Raw genomic sequence first — 20,264 nt, forward strand, 5'->3', positions numbered from 1 at the left:
TATTTGCGCAATACCTAATGCAAAAAAAACTATATTTTTTTAATATGCCTTAGCAAAAAGCACTCTTTTAGACGAAGGTTTCCCAGTAAACACACAGCTTCCCGCTTCTTCTACAGCATCCAAAGGAATGCAACGAATCGTCGCTTTTGTCAATTCTTTTATCTTCTCTTCTGTCTCAGCAGTTCCATCCCAATGAGCAGATAAAAAGCCTCCTTTTCCTTCTAAAACTTCCTTAAATTCCTCAAAATTATTTACTTCCGTAATATGAGTATTACGGTAATCTAATGCTTTTGCAAATAAGTCCCTTTGAATCTGTTCTAAAAGATCATTTACGTGTTCCACGATTTTTTCGTTAGAAACAACTTCTTTTGTCAAATTATCACGTCTTGCCACCTCAAAAGTTCCGTTCTCTAAATCTTTTGGACCAACCGCAATTCTAACAGGCACTCCTTTAAGTTCCCATTCTGCAAATTTAAATCCTGGCTTTTGCGTTGTTCTATCGTCAAATTTGACAGTGATTTTCAATTTTCTCAATTTAGCAGTCAAATCCTTAACTGCCTCTGTAATTTGAGCCAATTGTTCATCTGTCTTATATATAGGAACAATTACTACTTGAATTGGAGCCAAATTAGGAGGCAATACCAATCCTTGATCGTCAGAATGCGTCATAATTAACGCCCCCATTAAACGAGTAGACACTCCCCAAGAAGTTCCCCAAACATGCTCTTGCTTTCCTTCAGCATTAGCAAACTTAACATCAAATGCTTTTGCAAAGTTCTGCCCTAAGAAGTGAGATGTTCCTGCTTGCAATGCTTTTCCGTCTTGCATTAATGCTTCAATACAATACGTTTCATCTGCTCCAGCAAAACGTTCTGTTTCAGTTTTAAAACCTTTTACAACCGGAATCGCCATGAAGTTTTCTGCAAAATCAGCATAAACATTCATCATTTTCTCTGATTCCTCAATTGCTTCATCTTTTGTAGCGTGAGCTGTATGCCCTTCCTGCCATAAAAACTCAGCAGTTCTTAGAAATAAACGCGTACGCATTTCCCATCGAACCACATTAGCCCATTGATTAATTAACAAAGGCAAATCTCTATAAGATTGCACCCATCCTTTATATGTAGACCAAATAATAGCTTCACTTGTAGGTCGAACAATAAGCTCCTCCTCTAATTTTGCATTTGGATCAACCATTAGTTTCCCAGGTCTATCCTCATCATTTTTCAACCTATAATGCGTTACAACAGCGCATTCTTTCGCAAATCCCTCAGCATTTTTCTCCTCTGCCTCAAACATGCTTTTCGGTACAAACAAAGGAAAATATGCGTTTTGATGTCCAGTTTCCTTGAACATACGATCCAACTCAGCTTGCATTTTTTCCCAAATAGCATATCCGTATGGTTTTATTACCATACATCCTCTAACTCCTGAATTTTCAGCTAGATCTGCTTTTACAACCAGTTCGTTATACCATTTCGAATAATCTTCTGATCTTGTAGTAAGGTTCTTACTCATATTATATTTTTTGGCACAAATTTTGTTTTATACAATTTTAACTAAATAGTTTGACAAAACTAACTAATTTTGTAATGTGCAACAATAAAAAACACCACAGATATGAAAACTTACCTTTCACTCCGCCAAAACTCTAATCATTTTTACTTAATCGGATTACTGAGTTTACTGCTTGCATCATGTGGTTCTTACCAAAATTCATCTTATTACGATAATGATGGAGTATATGGTGGTACATCAGTTAAATACGTACAAACAGGTACAAACAACCAATACAAAGAATATTTCAGATCGTTACAAGATGACAATCAGCCGACTGAGATATTTACAGACGTTGACAATTACACTAATTATTCAGACAGCACCCAAACTGCCTCTGTAGGTTATCCTGCATGGGGAAGCAGCAGTTCTGAAGTTTCTGTAAATGTCTACTCTAATCCATCATGGTCATTCGGAATTGGATGGGGCTACCCTTATTACGGCTACGGTTATGGATGGGGTTACCCTTACTACGGCTGGGGATATCCAGGATGGGGTTACCCTGGTTGGGGATATCCAGGCTGGGGCTACCCAAGTTGGGGATATCCATATTATGGAAATTACTCTTATAGCTATGGAAGAAGAGGCTCTGCAGGTTATTATGGCGATAGAAACTATGCTTATAACAGAAATTACAGCACCAATAGAGGCTATACCACTAACAGAAACTATACTACAAATAGAGGAAGTTACACAACAAATAGAAATTATACCACAAACAGATCAAACGGATACACTGACTTTAGAAGTTCTAATATGAATGGAAGAACAAGCAGTCCTACGTTTACAAACAGAAGATCTTACGACAACAGCTCAAACTACAACAATAGTAATTATAGCAATAGAAGATCTTATAATAATAGCGGAAATACCACAACAAATAGGACTTACGCACCTAGCAACAACAGTGGATCATCAAGAACCTATGCTCCTAGCAATAGTGGTTCATCAAGAAGCTACGCTCCTAGCAATAGCGGTGGAGGATCTAGATCATACAGCGGCGGTGGCGGCGGTGGCGGAATGAGATCTGGTGGCGGTGGCGGTGGAGGCAGAAGATAATTCTTCCTCAACCCTCTCAATTTCTAACTTAAACTTATCAAAATGAAAAAAATATTTTTCCTATTTATAACAGGACTAACTGTCAGCGCGTCATATTCACAAGAAGTTTCAGATGCTTTACGTTATTCTCAAGAGAACCTTACCGGAACTGCACGCTATAGAGCCATGAGCGGTGCCTTTGGAGCAGTTGGAGGAGACATTTCTTCTTTAAGTGTTAACCCAGCTGGATCTGCAATTTTTAATAGCAATCAAGTTGGAGTAACATTTAGCAATCAGAATATTAAAAACAATTCTAATTACTTCGGAACTGAAACATCAGATAAAGAGAACTCTTTTATCTTAAATCAAGCAGGAGGCGTTTTTGTATTTAAAAATAACAATCCAAATGTTGGATGGAATAAGATTGCGATTGGCGCAACTTATGAAAATACTAATAATTTCAACAATCAAGTTTTTTCTGCAGGAACGAATCCAACTAATTCAATAGATGGCTATTTTTTAAACTATGCAAACGGACTTGAATTGGGCAATGTCACTAAAATCCCATTCAGAAACCTTACATATTCTGAACAACAAGCTTTTTTTGGTCTTGAAGGATACGTAATCAACCCTGTTACAGGCAATGACAACAATACACAATACTACACAAATGTGCCTGCTGGAGGAAATTATCACCAAGAAAATGATGTTTACACTAGAGGATATAATAGCAAAATAGGCTTTAATATTGCAACTTCATACAAAGACAGACTCTATTTTGGAGCCAATTTAAATGCTCACATAACCGACTACAGAAGATCTTCAAGCTTTTACGAATACAATAACAACCCTTTAGAAACATACGAAACAATATCTAATGTGCGTTTCAACAACGAACTTTACACATATGGAAATGGTTTTTCTTTCCAGCTTGGAGCAATTGGAAAAGTAACAGACAATTTCAGACTGGGGATAGCTTACGAATCAAATACATGGTACGAACTTTATGATGAACTTTCACAAAGTTTATATTCTACTACTGAAACTAGCTCAGGCGAAACTTTCAGCAACCCAGTAAACCCAAACATAGTTAACGTATACGAATCGTATACTTTACAAACACCAGACAAATGGACTTTTAGCGCTGCTTATGTTTTCGGAAAATCTGGTTTATTAAGCGTTGATTACGGCATAAGAAATTATGGCAACAGCAAATTTAAACCTACAAATGATCCGGGATTTAGAGGAATCAATAATGATATCAGCAATACTTTAACGAGCACAGGCGAACTTCGAATTGGTGCTGAGTACAAAATAAAACAATTGAGCTTAAGAGGTGGATACCGTTATGAAGGAAGCCCTTATAAAAACGGAATTACAGTTGGTGAATTAAACAGCTATTCTGCTGGTTTAGGTTATAATTTTGGATCTACAAAGCTTGATTTAGCTTATTCTTATTTAGAAAGAGATTCAAATCAAGGTTTCTTTACAAGAGGATTCACAGATGGAGCTAACATTACATCAAAATTGAACAATGTTACCATGACTTTATTATTTGAATTGTAATTAAAAATCAAAATAGATGATTGAAAATTTCCATCAGGTTTTTACTTGGTGGATTTTTTTTTGCCGTTTGAAAGACCTTTCTTTTTAGTTTAATTTAAAATGAACAGTCAAGAAGTCAGGACTACTTCATAAAAAACAGCTAAAACAAACTGGAAACTAGTGTTGTTTGAATAAAAAAAGTGTAATTTTGCACTCCAATTTATAAAAGTATGAGAACCAAGTCTTTAAAAAAGAACAAAATTAACGTAATCACTCTTGGGTGTTCAAAAAATGTTTATGACAGTGAAGTCCTTATGGGACAGCTGCGTGCAAATGGAAAAGAAGTTGAACATGAAGCTCCTGCAGAAAAAGAAGGAAACATTATTGTAATCAATACTTGCGGATTTATTGATAATGCAAAAGCAGAATCGGTAAATATGATTTTGGAATATGCAGACAAAAAAGATAGAGGACTTGTAGACAAAGTTTTCGTAACAGGATGTTTATCTGAGCGTTATAGACCAGATTTAGAAAAAGAAATTCCGAACGTTGACCAGTATTTTGGAACAACAGAATTACCTCAATTGCTAAAAGCTTTAGGTGCAGATTATAAACATGAATTACTTGGAGAGCGTTTAACTACAACTCCGAAAAATTATGCTTATTTAAAAATTGCTGAAGGATGCGATAGACCTTGTAGTTTTTGCGCAATTCCTTTAATGAGAGGTTCTCATGTTTCTCAACCAATTGAAAAATTAGTCAAAGAAGCTCAAGGTCTTGCTAAAAATGGAGTTAAAGAATTAATATTAATTGCTCAAGATTTAACTTACTACGGACTTGATCTTTATAAAAAAAGAAATTTAGCAGAACTATTAGAAGCTCTAGCAGCTGTTGAAGGAATCGAATGGATTCGTTTACATTATGCTTACCCTACTGGTTTCCCTATGGACGTTTTAGAATTAATGAAACGTGAGCCAAAAATCTGTAACTATATAGATATCCCATTGCAACACATTTCAGATTCTATTCTAAAATCGATGCGCCGTGGTACAACTCAAGCTAAAACTACTCAGTTATTAAAAGATTTCCGCGCAGCAGTTCCTGGAATGGCAATTAGAACAACATTAATTGTTGGTTACCCTGGTGAGACTCAAGAAGATTTTGAAATTTTGAAAGATTTTGTTCAGGAAATGAAATTTGACAGAATGGGATGTTTTGCTTATTCTCACGAAGAAAATACTCATGCTTATTTATTGGAAGACAATGTTCCAGATGATGTAAAACAAGCTAGAGCAAATGAAATTATGGAACTTCAATCTCAAATTTCTTGGGATTTGAATCAGGAGAAAGTTGGTCAAGTTTTCAGATGTATTATTGACAGAAAAGAAGGCGCTCATTTTGTGGGACGTACAGAGTTTGACAGTCCAGATGTTGACAACGAAGTTCTAATTGATGCCTCTAAACATTATGTAAAAACTGGAGAATTTGTTAATATAAAAATAATTGAAGCGACAGAATTTGATTTATACGGAGAACCTGCTTAAATTTACACATAACTATTGCTAACATTAGACAAAATACTTTTATGAAACCTACTCTCAACTTAATTATTTTCGTTTTCACTTTATTCTGTTTCAGTACTGTTTCTGCTCAATACGGAAACGGATACTACAATAATGGCTATGGCAACGGTTATGGTCGAGGTGGCGGAATGGGCATGGATAGAAGTATGATGGCTGGTCCGCAAAGTACACCAAGCAAACCTAAGGAGACTCCTCCAGAGCAAACGGCAGCATTGATTGTCGATCAGATGAAACAGCAAATTAATCTAGATGAGTTGCAGTCAATTGCAATTTCAAATGTTTTGGCTGATAGTATACGTGAGCAAGGTATTTTATTAAAAAACGAAAGCAGTAATCAAGATCAAAAAATTGAGCAGATAAAAGCTTTACGCGAAAGTACCGATAAGAAAATTAGTGCTTTTTTAAATCCAGACCAAGTTGAAAAGTATAAAACTTTTATGGATTCTTTAAAAGAAATAAAAAAGACCAAATCAAAAAAGAAAAAAGATAAAGATTCTAAAGAAGATTCAAAAGAAGTAAAAGACGCCCCAGATACGAAAATTTCAGAATAATCGTTATTAACTATAAAACAACGAATTATGACAAAAAAGCATTTTTGTTATCTGATACTAGCTATTGTAATTAGTTCTTGCTCTACAAATCCGTACAAGACTACTGAAAAAGCTTACGATCAGCAACTGAAAACTTTAGAAAACCAGATTACAAGCAAAGAATCCAAAACAATTCCTGCGGTTCCACCATTAGCAATTGACACTTCTTATGCACAACAACTGGGAATCGTAAAAGACACTTTATCTAAAACCGGCTCTACTTATTTGGTAAACGGAATAAATACAGAATGGGTTGGTACTGTAAATTTTAATTTAAGAAAACCAAGTTTTGTTATTATTCATCATACTGCACAAGATTCGCTGCAGCAGACGATTAATACTTTTACCAAAACCAAAACTCAAGTAAGTGCCCATTATATCATTTCTGAAAACGGAAAGGTGGTTCAAATGCTTAATGATTATCTAAGAGCTTGGCATGCCGGAAATTCTACTTGGGGGAAAACAACAGATTTAAACTCTTGTTCGATTGGTATTGAATTAGACAATAATGGTTTTAAACCCTTTACTGAGGCACAAATTAGCAGTTTAGTAGCTTTATTAACTAAACTAAAAAAGGATTATAACATTCCGACGCAAAACTTTTTAGGCCATGCTGATATTGCACCAGGAAGAAAACAAGATCCGAGCGCATTGTTTCCGTGGAAAATTTTAGCAGAAAAAGGATTCGGAATTTGGCCAGACGAAGTCTTAGAACCTGCTCCTTTTGATTTTAAAATTGAACCCGCACTTAGAATAATAGGCTATAATACTAAAAACTTAAGTGCCGCAATTCAAGCTTTTAAACTGCATTATATTCAAACTGATGCAACCTCAGTCTTAGACAGAAAAACAATAGACACTATTTATTCTATTTACAAAAAACAAATCCAATAAATAAAAATTATTTTTTTAAAATATACAACGCATTTCTAGATTTTAGAAATGCGTTTTTTTATTCCATAATAATATACTCATAATACAGTTAACGATTCATATTATCAAAAAAAATGTGTTGCGGCGCGTCTCTACGATCATATTAATCGATTCACTATTTACTATTTGCAAAAAGACGTTCTGCGGTGCGTTTCCACAATATAAATCATATTAATCAATTCGCCATTACGATTCGAAAAAAGACGCACTACGTCGCATCTCTACAATCATATAAATAAAACACACAGCAATTTTAAACAATCATTAAGCAGTATTCATAATTTAAAACTCATCATAATGTAAAAAAGCTGCCAAAACATTAGAATGTTTCGACAGCTCCAAAAAAAAAAAAAAATATCAATCTTTATCTCTAGAAAGAGTATGTTGTTGCAATTAAACCATAGAAGCTTCCACCTGTTGGCAATGCATTTTTGTCTAAAAATATATCCTCAGAAGCCGCATCGTATCTTAACTCAGGAATTATGGTAAGTTTTCCAACTTTGTAATTTAAAGAAACTGTGTTGGCAAATACACTTGATCCTGCTAAAGTTCCTAAACTTGGAGCGGCATCTTTAGCATCAAAATATTCTATTCTGTAAGCTAAAAGCAATGCTGGATTAAAAGTATAATTAGCATATCCTACTACAGAAAACCAATCTCCATCTAAATTGCTATCAAAATCATTTGTTGTTTTTGCATAAGTTGCATTTAATCCAAGAGCGAAACTATCACTAATTGTTTTAGATGCTGTTAAATCAAACTGCGTTTTATTTTCGTCTGAAACTGGAATTGTACTTCCTGGAATTGGATTACTACTTCCTGTTGTAAAATTTAAATAAGCACTTCCTGTATCCCCAATATATCCTACTTGCCCGATGAATGTTTTTTGGTAAGAACCTGCATCCATAGCCGATTTAAAATCTGTCGGGTTGGTTAATCCTAACATCGCAGTAAATTGACCTGAAGTATATTGTGCTTTAACCCCAGTATTGAAAAATGGCCCATAAGAAAACGCATACGACATACTGTAATTTTTATTATCTACTGCATCTAACACTTCATATCCGATGTGGGTTCCGAAACTACCCGCCACTACCTTAAACTCTTCAGTTAAATTGTATGTAAAAAATAATTGTTTAATCATAAATTTTGCGCTTGCATCTTTATCTGGCGTTTCATTATATGAAAATTCTGCTGCTCTTTTTCCGAAACCTAAGTCTACAAAAACAGAAGCTTTTCCAAAAGTATGACCTGCTTCAATCGACGCCATTCCTAATTCGAATGAATTCTGTGAGTTGGTAAAGCTCGTTAATCCATTCATTTGTTTTGAAAAATCATATTTATAGTACGCATCTGCAGAACCTCCCCATGTGGTTGCTGGAGCGGTAGCGGCTGCTTCCTCTTCTTGGGCAAAGGCAAAAGAACTTGTTAACATCGCGGCTAAAATGTGAAATGCTTTTTTCATGTTTTAATTTGGTTTTTAGTTATTAATTGATTCTGGTTAGTTAATCTTTTTATATATCTATTTTAATAGTATAAGTCATTTCTAAAACCTTTCATGCGCCCTTCAAATCATCATCATTTTCATTAGCGAATTTATTAACTTTTGTATGAGTAGAATAATTCGAAACGGCTTTTTTGACGTTTTAGGCGAAGAATTACGGATTACAAAAATTAAATCTCCAATAATCATGATTTGACATTTATCGATAATTGTTTTTGAAAATTCAATAACAAAATTTTAAAGGTTTTTTTGATTTTTACAATGCAAAAAGTAAAAAATACTACAAAAACAAATCACAAAACATTAAAAAAACCAAACTTAAAAACCATAACCCCTATTTTTTATAGGGGTATAGTAAAAAATAATAAAAAACAAAAAACACAATAAAATACAAAAAGCAAATATACCCTCCTCTTTTTACTTCAAATAAATTCTTACAAAAAACAAACCATTTAAACGCTATACTACACTACAAACCTCAACTTCATTTTTTAAAAAATAAAGAGACAAAAAAGACCTTTAATTGTATATCTATAAAGGTTATGGGAAATTACATTTGCTTAAATATTGGCATAAAAAAAGACGCACCTTCTAGTGCGTCCGTTTTGTTAATTCATATTAAATACAAATCATTACAATCTTTTCATGATTTTAGTCTTTCAGGCGATATCCAGTCTCCTTCCAATTTGCAGGCAAATATCTTTCATAAGTCCATTGATTATATTTTTTAAAATATTCACGGGCCTTTACTCCAGATTCTTTCAGATCTTTATTTTTCCATTTTCCTCCCGACTTCGCAGATTTATATAAAATCGAGCAGGTTTCATCTTTATCAGAAACAGACCATACAATCCAACTCAATTTTCTCTCCTCCATCCAATCTATATATTCTTGCCAAGCTTGGTAATTTAATGGCCCATCACCTGAAGCTTCCATCCCTGCAGATTCTGAAATAAAAATAGGAAGTCCTTTTTTTATTGCGGCATCAGTTCTGTCTCGTAATTCTTTCCCATGGGTAGCGGCGTAAAAATGCATGGTGTACATTATATTATCATACCCTAAAATAGGATCTGAAGCAGGAAGATCCAAATCTTGATCCCAATGCGGTGAACCTACCAAAATTATATTATCAGGATCATTTTCTCTAATTACTTTAATTATCTCTTCAGAATAAGCTTTAACCTCTGCCCACGTTTCATAATCAGGCTCATTAAATATCTCATATATAATGTTAGGATACTTACCATACTTTTTTGATATCTCTGCAAAGAACTCTTTAGCTTCTTTCAAATTAATATTATGGGTATGCCAATCAACAATCACATAAATATCCTCTTTTATTGCTCCTTTAATAACAGCTTCTATTTTCTCTTTTGAAAATTCTGGATTTTTCATGTATGAATACTCTCCAAGCTCCACTCCTAATGCAGCACGAACAATGTTGCAATTAAAATCTTTTCTTAACCAACTTACTGCTTTTTTATTGTAAAACCTTGGCCACATACTATGCCATCCAAAACTCATTCCTCTTAAAACAACGGGCACTTTATTTTTATTTACCAATTGAGTACCATTTACGCTAAGTTTTCCATGTGTTTCTACCTGAGCATTTGAAAATGAAAACCCAAATACAAAAACAAACGCTAAAATTTTACTAAACTTCATAATCAATTAGATTTAAGGAATTAGCTTTAAAGTAATCACATCATGAGAAGCTATTTCAGCAATAAAGACCTTTTTCGTATTTCCGATTTCTTTGTTTTTCCAAAGGTCTTTTATTTTGAAGATTGTCTTGCTAAAATCGGCTTCATAACCAAAATCAGCATCTTTGATATTGTTTTTCTTCCAGTCGAAATTTACTTTTTTTGAAGTTTCGGTTCTATTGACAAAGCTTACTGCCCAAGCTCCATCAGAAAGCGGTTTTACCCATACTTCTACTCCATCTAAAATTGCATATTTAAAACCTTGAATTCCCAATTTATCTTGATTTACAGAAAGCAATTCTTTGTTGGTTAAAATTGCCAAAGTTTCTTTTGACATTTTACGATAATCGTTTCCTGTAAATAAAGGAGAAGAAAGCATGCACCACATTGCAAAATGCGTTTTATCTTCGGTATCGTTCATTTCATTTCCAACTTCCATCATATCAAAATCGTTCCAATGATCTGGACCTGAATATTTACGAATATCTTTTCGCATATCGGCAATTTTCATGAATCCCCAAGAAGACCAATTTTCTGGATGTTTGAATTCGCAATCAAAACAAGGATAAATATCCCCAGATATTCTCCAAAGATTTCCAATTGGTTTTCCCCACTCCCACGGCTGATTATCTCCCCATTCGCAAAGGCTAAAAACAATTGGTCTTCCAGCTGTTTTTAAGGCATTACTCATTGTGGTGTAAGCTTCTTTTGCCGTGATCCCTTCTGTATTACACCAGTCGTATTTTAAGAAATCAATTCCGAGTTTTGCATAAAACCTCGCATCTTGATATTCATAACCTCTTGTTCCAGGATAACCTGCACAAGTTTTTGTTCCTGCACAATTATACAAACCGAATTTCAGCCCTTTATTATGCACATAATCTATAAGCGCTTTCATTCCGCTTGGAAATTTTTCTGGATCGGGAACCAAATCACCGTTTGCATCACGCTCGTGCGTCATCCATCCGTCGTCTAAAACAATATAATTATAACCTGCCGCTGCCAAACCAGAAGAAACCATGATATCGGCCGTTTCTTTTACTAACTTTTCGTCAATATTAGTTGCAAACGTATTCCATGAATTCCACCCCATTGGCGGTGTCATTGCAAGACCATCAAATTTTCCGCCTTGCTGTTTATGAGTATTTCCTTGGCTGAAAGCAAAACTCGAAATACTGAGAAGAAACCCTAAAATTATTTTTTTCATTCTTTATCTTTTTTAAAAAAGATATTCCCTAATTTCTCAATTAGGGAATACCTCAAACTAACTCATAACATATTATTTTTTTATAAAAATCCGATATCGTCTATATAAAATACGCTAGACGGAGTAATTGTTCCTCCAGAAAATTCTTGAATAAACACGCTATCAAAATTTCCATCCGTTAAAAGTTCCGGATGCAAAGCTGAAATAGGAATTGAAATATTATTCCATTGCCCTGGCACTAAGACAACAGTCGTACCTTTAGCAGAATCGCCTGTGTCGCTATTTATAGTCACCATAATTTTAGTGCTTTCTGTTGGGAATATTGACATTTTGACAAATTGATAATCTGTCGCTTTTAGAAGAAGATCTGAGTGCATGAAAAGTCCGCTCCAAGCTTCTGCAACTTTTTTGATTGCATGTGTACCTCTGCTTACTTTTTCTGTGCTTTCCCAGGTAATGTCTCCTCCCCAGCCCCAGCCCCATCCTTTCAATGAGTCTTCGTATAATAAATATTTAAGTCCGATTCCGCTTGGAGCAGACACTCCAAACTCCGTTTCTACAACAATAAGCGCATACGAATCAAAATCAGCTGGAACTGTAGCTTTTATTTCTGTTTTAGAAACCGCAGTAAATGTCGCTTCAGTAGATCCGAATTTTACGCTTTTAACTTTTACAAAATTTTGCCCTGTAATTGTAATAACATCTCCAGGAGAAGCTAACACTTGTGATAATCCTGAAATTACTGGTGCTGGCGGAGTTAATTCGATAACATTGCTTAAAATATTTACGAAACCATTTGTACCGTAATAATCTAATCCTGGCGCTTCTTTATCGGATCCGTTTACCTTTAAAACACCGTTGGTTACATTAATGCTTAACAAGTATAAATCTGAATTTACAGCGTTTGCCATTGTAGCATAATCTCCCGTTTCTAAATAATCGGCTTCAACCCCTGCAAGTTTGCCCACTCTTTTTTTGACACCTTTAATAACATGACTTAAAACAAGTTGTTTTAAATCTTCTACAGGAACCAGCGTAATATCTGGATATCCCAGATCATTTACATAGCCATTGGCTACCAAATAAGCATCGAAAGTGGCATCGTTAGGAACAAAATACGTGTAATTATCTGGTGTATTTAATGTTGATTCTAAACCCGCTAATTTTATTGCTTTTGTAAACGTAGTTAAATTACTATTTGCCTGAATTAAGCCATACGCTGTATTATAATTTTGCTGCGCTCCACCAATATCTTCAATTTCGTTATCGCAGGAAGAAGCTGCAACAACCAAAAAGACACTTAGAGCAATATGTTTTATTTTACTATATATATTTTTCATAAATTCTCTTTTAGTTTTTTAATTATGGATTCTGATTAATAGACTGGACTTTTGTCGAAATCTTTATTTGAATCCTAACAATTATTTTAACACCAATCCGATATCATCTAGATAGATCACATTTCCGCCAAAACCGCCAAATTCTTGATATCCAATTTGAGATAATTCAGTTGGATTACCTAGCGAAGTATATGGCACCTCAACATAAGTCCAAGAAGTTCTGACATCAACGATCACGATGTTTTTCTCAGCATCTCCATTAGCAAAAAACTTCACTTTTCCAGCTTTTTCACCTTTAACCCAAAATCTTACTGCTTTGAATTTATCTGTATCATGATAAGACCAGTTGTTAATACCAATAACATATCCATCCCATTCACCCGCCTTCCATTGAACACACTTCGTTCCTTGATAAACATCTTTAGCGTAGGCTGCATCAAACTCATTAGTTCCATCCCACAGCGATTGCCAGCCCCAAATATTAGTGAAAGCATCATCATATATTTCTGAACCTATTACTTGTGGAGCCACTGTTGTTCCAGATACATTTGTTACAGATAAATTTTTCAAATAACTTCCTTCAGGAACTTTAACTACAATTTCTGTTAACGTAGAAGACACTGGCTCAACTTGGATATCGCCAAAATTAACGACAGGACGCAAGAAATATTCTCCTGTAATGGTAATGACATCTCCTGGATTTGCATTGACAGGAAATCCTGTAATATTAGGACTTGGAGGTCTAATAGCCACTTTATAATTCAGAGTACCCAAATTGGTTACGATCTTCATTTCATCCATTTCATTATAGTATGGCGTTTTTGAATCTACCATAACCACAATTGCATTATCTGTTACGAATGTCGGATTAAAATAAGACTCTAATCCGTTAAACGAAATTGATCTTAATGTCGCAAAACCAGATCCTCTAATGATATAATAATTTCCTGCATTAATAACATCTGTAGGAACATCAACTTTTCTATCTCCTTCAACCAAAGGGTCGTCAACAACAGATCTGCTAATTCCAGTTACTTCCAGTTTTCCAGATGAACCTACTGAATCATCATTGGAACAAGAAGCGAATAGGAAAATTGAAATCGAAGCTAAAAAATACAACTTCAATAACATTCTATTTTTTATATTTTTCATAGTGATTTACTTTTAAAAAATTATTTGAAAGTGTAAGGAACTGGTGCCTCTTTCAATTTTGGATTTTTTCTAACTTCGACATCTGGTTTTGGATAAATAAAATCAGTTGGCGTTGGCGTATAATGTATTACCCCTTGCGAATCGAAACCTCTATCTTGCTGAGAAATAATATTGATTGCTTCTTGACGTGGCAATCTTCCTAAATCGAACCAAAATTCACCTTCAAAAGCAAATTCAACTCTACGCTCATGAAACAAAGCTGCTTTTGTTAAAGGCACATTATTTCCTAAAGTTCCAAGACCCGCTCTAAGTCTCACCTTGTTATATGATTCTTTTGCTGCTGCATTAGTAGTTTCATCAGCTCCAGCCATAGTTGCCTCAGCATGTATTAATAAAAGATCGGCATAACGCATAATGTAATTGCAGTTACTCATTCCGCCCCATCCATCAGCTGGACCTGTCTCGCTAGTAACTTGCCCTACAACATATTTCTTAACCGCTGCTCCTGTATTGGCTAATACATCTGGATATTTGGTTTTATCCATAACAAAACCTACCACACCATCTCCTTTAATGTTAGGATAAGAATCTCCATAAATCATAAAAGATTCTTTTCTTCTTAAATCTCCAATTTCAAAAGCATCTTGAACGTCATTACTTGGCACATAAGTAGCACCGTATGAAGCATTATCATTCAAAATATCTAAACCATATTGGATATTAGAGAAATTTCCTCCTCCATAAGTATTGATAGCACCAGACCATTGCCAAGAATAAATAGATTCTTCGTTGTTATTTTTACTTGTCAAGAACAAATCTGCAAAATTTGGCAGTAATCCAAACTCACCTGAGTTAATTACTTTTTCGGCCATTGTTTTAGAATCAGCAAATTTCTTCTCATATAAATATACTTTAGCTAAAAATGCTTCAGCAGAACCTTGCGACACAAAAATATTTTCTCCGCTAGCAGATCTAGATCTAATTTTTGATTTTAGATTTGCTGCCGCAAATTTTAAGTCGTTTTCGATGAATGTATAAACATCTTCAACTCTATTGGTATTCACCATCGGATCTTTTGCCAGAGCCAAATTATCTTCAATAATAGGCACTGGTCCGTACAAACGAACCAAATAAAAATAGGCTATCGCTCTAAAAAAATGCGCTTCTGCAATAGTGTTTTTAATAACTGCCTTATTTACCTCTGCAGTAGCATTTTTTTCAATGTTATTAATCAAGTTATTGGCTTGCGCTACAATTGCAAAACAAGCTCTCCATGGATCTAACAATATTGGACTATCAGAAGTTAATTTAAACTGAATCAGCTCTGGTCCATCGGCATAAGCCAAACAATTCCCTGATGACAGTTCTGATAATGCGTAAAAGTTTTTAGTATAATAAGGAGCCCACATTGCACCATACATTCCGTAAGTGGTTCTTGCTACCTGCTCATCAGTATTATAAAACTGGTCACTGCTGTAACTATCTTCAGATGGGCGATCCAAGAAATCTTCGCTGCAAGAAGTAGTTGCCAAACCTAGCGTTAAGAATAAAACTAAGGTCTTTATATTGATATATTTTTTCATAAGAGTAGTAATTAAAATTCTAAATTCATTCCAAAAGTGAAACTACGATTGGTTGGGTAACGCCCTGAATCGATTCCTGATAATAATGGATCTTGGTTATATGACCCAATTTCAGGATCATAGCCCGTATATTTGGTAAATGTGTAAAGATTTTGAATACCAAAATAAAATCTTAATTTACTAATGTTCGCTTTTGAGATCACATCTGAAGGCATGTTATACCCTAAAGTAACTTGCTGAATTCTTAAATACGACCCATCTTCTACATAACGATCAGAGATTGCAATATTTGGATGTCCGTCTCCGCCATCAGGTCTTGGATATTTTGCATCGGTATTTTCTGGTGTCCAAAAATCTGCCGCTTCTGCCAATTGATTTTCATACAGACGTTGATTTTTAGTACCTGCACGTCTTGTTAAGTTCATTACTTTGTTACCATACGATCCTTGCAAAAAGACCCCTAAATCGATATTTTTATACTTAAAAGTATTATTGAAACCGTAAGTAAATTTTGGTGCGGGATTGCCAATATAGGTTAAGTCCTTATCATCAATCAGACCGTCTTTGTTTTGATCTACATACTCAACATCTCCCAACTGGCTTTTTACTGCTTTATTTCCTGTAAAAGGAATTGGTGCATTGGCCAACTGTTCGTTCGTTCTGATAATACCAACTGCTTGATATCCATAAAACTGACCTACTGGCTGACCTACTATAGTTTTAGTTACCGCTTTTGTCGTATAATCATTAAGCAATACATCTTTTGTCAAATCGAAATTATCTTGTAAGCTCAACAATTTATTTTTGTTTGTAGAAAAAATTACTTTTGAATTCCATGAAAAATCTTTTCCAAACTTCTCATTATAATCTAAAGTCATCTCAAAACCTTGATTTCTTAAGCTTCCTAGATTTACACTTGGCGCTCCTAAACCTCCTTGATACGCATCTGTACCAGTAACGTAGTAAGGCAATGGCAACACAAATAAAAATCCTTCAGATTCTTTTTTGTATACATCAAATGTTGCTTGAAGTTTTGATTTGAAAAGTGTAAAATCTAAACCTAAATTGGTTTGTTTAGAAGTTTCCCAAGTTAAGTCAGGATTTGCAATATTATTAACCGTAAAGAAGTTCCCCATTGCCGATTTGATTGCACGAACCGTGCTCATGTAACCGCCACCGCCAATGTTTTGGTTTCCAGTCTCTCCATATCCACCTCTAAACTTGATATTATCAATATATTCTCTAGTTCCTTCCATAAACTTTTCGTTCGAAAGTTTCCAATAACCAGAAACTGAAGGAAAGTAACCCCACTTTTCACCTGGGCCAAAATTAGAACTTCCGTCTGCTCTCATGGTTGCCTGTAAACCATATCGATTATCATAATCATAATTAAAAGATCCGAAGAAAGAATATAAAGCAGAACTTCCTTTATATTCTGAAGCAACAACTGAATCGGGATCTCCTAAACTAATAGAATGAATATCATTACTTAATAACCCAGAAACAGATTGCGAATTACCGAACCAATGACTATCATTTGCCTCTTGACCAGCCAAAACATTAAAATGATGATTTCCAGCATCAGCTTTATACGTTAAAACGTTTTTAACGTTAAGTCCATACCAATTGTTTGCTCTCTCTGTCAGCATGTTGGTTTCTCTAACCGCTGAACCCCATTTATAAGTAGGCTGAAAACCTTCAAAATTATCTATATTAGTAGATCCACCAAAGTCAAAACGATACTCCAATCCTTTGGCAATTCTAAAGTTAGCATAAAAATTTCCTATAAAATTTTTCTTAATCAACTTATTAGTATTCATCAATGCAGAAGCTACTGGATTGATCCAAACCCCAATTGACCCATCTGCTGGCGGACCAGCATAGTTACCATTCGTATCTTTTACCGCAACATCTGGCGTAGACAAAATAGAAGTACTGATAATACCATTGCTAGCACCATTGATTGTGATATCTTCATTGGTTACACCTGCTCCAACAGACACTCCAACAGTAAGCCAATCTTTTAGTTTGCTGTCAACATTTGTTTTAAAACTATATCTTTTGAAACCAGAACCGATAACAATACCCTCCTGATTAGTGTAACCTCCAGAAATATAGTAGTTAGTACCATCTTTTGCACCAGAAAACGAAACCTGATAATTATTCATTATAGCCGTTTTATAAATCTCATCTTGCCAATTTGTTCCTTTACCCAGAACAGACGGAACAGCAAATTCATCTCGCGGCGTTACACCATAAACACCTGCCAAAGCATTTTGCTGTGCAGCATATTGACTCAAAGTCATAGTATCTAACAAACGAGTTACATTTTGAATAGAGAAATAAGAATCAAAAGTGATTTTTCCTGTTCCTTTTTTACCTCTTTTTGTAGTAATAATAACAACTCCATTCGACGCTCTAGAACCATAGATAGCAGTTGCAGAAGCATCTTTCAAAATATCCATTGTTTCGATATCGTTCGGATTTAAAAAAGCTATAGGGCTCGAAGTTACGTTTCCTGTATTGGATCCTAAATAACCTGTAACGATTGAACCTCCAGTTGCCGTATTGGCAGCATCTCCAGAAATCGGAATACCGTCTACAATATACAATGGCTCATTGGTTCCAGAAATAGAAGTAGTTCCACGAATTTTAACCGAGACACTACTTCCTGGCTGTCCAGAATTGTTCGTTACTGTTACCCCAGCAGCACGTCCTTGTAACAATTGATCTACAGATACTTGTGGAGAGTCTGCAATATCCTTAGTAGTAACAGTAGAAATAGCTCCTGTCAAATCCTTTTTCTTTACGCTTCTATATCCTACGTTTACCAAAACTTCACGCAAATCTTCTGCGCTAAGTTTCAAGACAACGTTTACTGTTCCGCCATTTTTAACATTGATAGTTTGCGAAACATATCCAATAAATGAAACAGAAATAGTAGAGTTTGCAGGTGCTTCGATAGAATATTTACCATCAAAATCTGTTGAAGCCGTCTTCTTTGTAGCTGTAACTATGATATTGGCACCTGGTATAGATAACCCTTTTTCATCAGATACAGTTCCCGAAACCTTTACCTGAGCCGTAATAAAATTACTAGTCAGTAACAAAAATAATATCAAAGGAATGGCTTTGTGGTCAGCCCTCCAATGAATGAAGCTAGTCATTAGTTTTTTCATAATAAGTGTTTGGTTAGTTAAATTTGTTTATTGCATAATCCAAAAGTAAATGCCTGGGTAATTTTTACTTTTAAATTATTTAACAAATCTATAACAGACAGGATTATCAAATCGATAGTATTATATCATTTAATGATAATATTTTTACTATAAGCCCTTAAAAAAACACATATAAAAATAAAAACGCGTAAATTTTAAATTATTCGCAATCACACCTCTCTCTACAACACAAACGATGCAAAAAAACCAATGAAATCTTAAAAATCAAACGTTTTCGTTAAAAATAATATTTATTTGTGATAAAAAAGTATCACTATAAAATTCGTTTTAAACCAGAAAACTCTTCACGATATTGGCTTGGTGTACAATTTTTTGTAGCTTTAAAACTACGATTGAAATTTGCTATATTATTAAAACCAGATTTAAAAGCAACTTCAGAAACACTCATATCTTTTTCTACCAGCCAACGCGCCGCATAACCAATACGAATGTCATTTATATAATTCACAAAAGTTTTTCCAGTCCTCTTTTTAATGAATCGGTTAAAAGAAATTATAGACATACTCGCCACATTTGCCACGTCTTCTAAAGTGATTTTTTCAGCAAAATGCTTTTGCACATATTCGTAAACTAATTTCATTTTATCATAATCATCAAAAGTATCATAATCTACTGTATAAGTCGAAAGCAAACGCTGATTTCTAGAATTGGCCAGATCATACAGTAAAGATGTAATCTCTAAAAAATAATCCATACCATCCAGCTTAGAAAGCCTTACGAGTCTTGGCATCAATTCTTCGGCTGTTTTTTTAGAAAAAAGAATTCCGTGAATTGATCTATTAAACATATCGCGAATCGGATTCATGATACGTCGCGCAAGCAAAGACTCATGAAATAAATCGTTATGAAATTGAATCGTAATTTCGTGTATTTTTTTATTTGTGCATTTATTCAATTCCCAGCCGTGATATAAATTGGGACCAATCAAAACCAGCTCGACATTATCAATTTCTTCAATATTATCTCCTACAACCCTTTTAACTCCTTTTCCATTCTGAATAAAATTGATCTCAAATTCTGGATGATAATGAACAGGAAAATCAAAACTATCTTTTACACGATCAAAAACCAAAAAGCTGTCACTCGCAGCAAGCGGTGCTATTTCTCTATAAAAATTCTTCGTATTACTCATCTTAAAAACTATTTCAGGAAAACAAATGTTCTTTTTTTGATGCAATAATATGATATATAATTGATAAAATAATATTAATTACACTATAATCATCCGTTTATCTTTGAAAAAATTAATTTATCATTTCTTTAAAAAGAACATTAATAATAAACATTAAT

Annotated in this window: 14 protein-coding genes; 5 read left to right on the top strand and 9 right to left on the bottom strand. The window is 34.4% G+C overall.

Annotation, left to right across the window (positions count from 1 at the left end; all coding sequences use genetic code 11):
- Window positions 1-39: 39 nt before the first annotated feature.
- Window positions 40-1,518 (bottom strand): proline--tRNA ligase, encoded by a 1,479-nt coding sequence (proS, locus tag QLQ95_RS02725; RefSeq protein WP_320492294.1) that lies wholly within the window; start codon window positions 1,516-1,518, stop codon window positions 40-42.
- A 102-nt stretch (window positions 1,519-1,620) separates the two neighbouring features.
- On the opposite strand from proS, the gene QLQ95_RS02730 reads away from it, so the two are divergent.
- The 5 genes from QLQ95_RS02730 to QLQ95_RS02750 all read left to right on the top strand — a co-directional run bounded on the left by QLQ95_RS02730 (window position 1,621) and on the right by QLQ95_RS02750 (window position 7,207).
- Window positions 1,621-2,616 (top strand): hypothetical protein, encoded by a 996-nt coding sequence (locus QLQ95_RS02730; RefSeq protein WP_482502517.1) that lies wholly within the window; start codon window positions 1,621-1,623, stop codon window positions 2,614-2,616.
- A 42-nt stretch (window positions 2,617-2,658) separates the two neighbouring features.
- A complete protein-coding gene (locus QLQ95_RS02735; RefSeq protein ID WP_320492296.1) occupies window positions 2,659-4,161 on the top strand; it encodes an OmpP1/FadL family transporter in 1,503 nt (500 codons plus the stop codon).
- Between the two features lie 209 nt (window positions 4,162-4,370).
- Window positions 4,371-5,684, top strand: coding sequence for a 30S ribosomal protein S12 methylthiotransferase RimO (gene rimO, locus QLQ95_RS02740; protein WP_095931021.1), 1,314 nt, complete (start codon window positions 4,371-4,373; stop codon window positions 5,682-5,684).
- 41 nt (window positions 5,685-5,725) lie between these two features.
- On the top strand, window positions 5,726-6,274 hold the full coding sequence (locus QLQ95_RS02745) for a hypothetical protein (protein WP_095931022.1): 549 nt from the start codon (window positions 5,726-5,728) through the stop codon (window positions 6,272-6,274).
- Between the two features lie 27 nt (window positions 6,275-6,301).
- Window positions 6,302-7,207, top strand: a complete 906-nt coding sequence (locus tag QLQ95_RS02750; RefSeq protein ID WP_320492297.1) for an N-acetylmuramoyl-L-alanine amidase — start codon at window positions 6,302-6,304, stop codon at window positions 7,205-7,207.
- 409 nt (window positions 7,208-7,616) lie between these two features.
- On the opposite strand, the gene QLQ95_RS02755 is transcribed toward QLQ95_RS02750, so the two are convergent.
- The 8 genes from QLQ95_RS02755 to QLQ95_RS02790 form a co-directional block, all read right to left on the bottom strand.
- Window positions 7,617-8,711 (bottom strand): outer membrane beta-barrel protein, encoded by a 1,095-nt coding sequence (locus tag QLQ95_RS02755; protein ID WP_248727866.1) that lies wholly within the window; start codon window positions 8,709-8,711, stop codon window positions 7,617-7,619.
- 690 nt (window positions 8,712-9,401) lie between these two features.
- A complete protein-coding gene (locus QLQ95_RS02760) occupies window positions 9,402-10,415 on the bottom strand; it encodes a glycoside hydrolase family 5 protein (protein ID WP_482502519.1) in 1,014 nt (337 codons plus the stop codon).
- Window positions 10,416-10,427: 12 nt separating this feature from the next.
- Window positions 10,428-11,660 (bottom strand): glycoside hydrolase family 27 protein, encoded by a 1,233-nt coding sequence (locus tag QLQ95_RS02765; protein ID WP_482502521.1) that lies wholly within the window; start codon window positions 11,658-11,660, stop codon window positions 10,428-10,430.
- Between the two features lie 80 nt (window positions 11,661-11,740).
- Window positions 11,741-13,000: a fasciclin domain-containing protein gene (locus QLQ95_RS02770; RefSeq protein ID WP_482502523.1), complete on the bottom strand. Its 1,260-nt coding sequence runs from the start codon at window positions 12,998-13,000 to the stop codon at window positions 11,741-11,743.
- Window positions 13,001-13,081: 81 nt separating this feature from the next.
- The gene (locus QLQ95_RS02775; protein WP_482502525.1) at window positions 13,082-14,152 is read right to left on the bottom strand and encodes an IPT/TIG domain-containing protein; all 1,071 of its coding nucleotides are present in this window, start codon (window positions 14,150-14,152) and stop codon (window positions 13,082-13,084) included.
- A 20-nt stretch (window positions 14,153-14,172) separates the two neighbouring features.
- The gene (locus QLQ95_RS02780) at window positions 14,173-15,735 is read right to left on the bottom strand and encodes a RagB/SusD family nutrient uptake outer membrane protein (protein ID WP_095931029.1); all 1,563 of its coding nucleotides are present in this window, start codon (window positions 15,733-15,735) and stop codon (window positions 14,173-14,175) included.
- An 11-nt stretch (window positions 15,736-15,746) separates the two neighbouring features.
- Window positions 15,747-18,914 carry a SusC/RagA family TonB-linked outer membrane protein gene (locus QLQ95_RS02785; RefSeq protein WP_482502527.1) on the bottom strand — a complete coding sequence of 1,056 codons (3,168 nt, stop codon included), beginning with the start codon at window positions 18,912-18,914 and terminating at the stop codon, window positions 15,747-15,749.
- A gap of 313 nt (window positions 18,915-19,227) precedes the next feature.
- The gene (locus tag QLQ95_RS02790; RefSeq protein ID WP_095931031.1) at window positions 19,228-20,106 is read right to left on the bottom strand and encodes an AraC family transcriptional regulator; all 879 of its coding nucleotides are present in this window, start codon (window positions 20,104-20,106) and stop codon (window positions 19,228-19,230) included.
- Window positions 20,107-20,264: the final 158 nt, after the last annotated feature.

Source organism: Flavobacterium sp. B330r (assembly GCF_056824325.1).